Source organism: Mammaliicoccus fleurettii (assembly GCF_002018435.1).
Lineage (GTDB): Bacteria > Bacillota > Bacilli > Staphylococcales > Staphylococcaceae > Mammaliicoccus > Mammaliicoccus fleurettii.
The window spans coordinates 1-572 of record NZ_MWJM01000048.1 but is presented as its reverse complement, the minus strand read 5'-3'; the positions used below and the strand labels follow the sequence as shown (position 1 = coordinate 572).

The window sequence follows — 572 nt, the reverse complement described above, 5'->3', positions numbered from 1 at the left end:
GAACTTAGACAGCGTGAAATTATTGGCTTTAAAATTTCTAATCAAGAATCTGAAAAGGCTTGGTCTGAATTTTTTGAAGACCTTAGAATGCGTGGTTTAACGACACCAGAGCTTATTATTTCTGATGCTCATTCTGGTCTTATTAAATCTATTAAATCTCAATTTATAGATTCATCTTGGCAACGTTGTACTTTTCATTTTCTTAAAAACATTGTTGAACGTTTCCCTAAGAAAAATTCTGAAGATGCAAAACTGTTACTTAAATCTATTTTTAAAGCACCTACTTATCAACATGCATTACAGCTTAAAGAAGAACTGATAACTAAATATCAAAATAATCCAAAGTATTCAGAAGCACTCAATATATTAGATCAAGGCTTCGAAGATGCTGCTCAGTTCTATAGGTTCCCAGCACAACATCATAAAAGTTTACGTACGACTAATTCTATTGAGAACATCAATATGCAAGTTAGAAAAAGAGAGAAAGTCATTAAGACTTTCCCTAATTTAGACTCTGCTTTTAGATTAATTGGTGCTGTACTTATGGATATCCAAGAAAATTTTGATAGTTC

At 31.5% G+C, this 572-nt stretch carries 1 protein-coding gene; it reads left to right on the top strand.

What is annotated here, in order from left to right; translation table 11 throughout:
* On the top strand, window positions 1-572 hold a 572-nt coding region (locus B2G86_RS13025), incomplete at both ends, for an IS256 family transposase (RefSeq protein ID WP_198931350.1).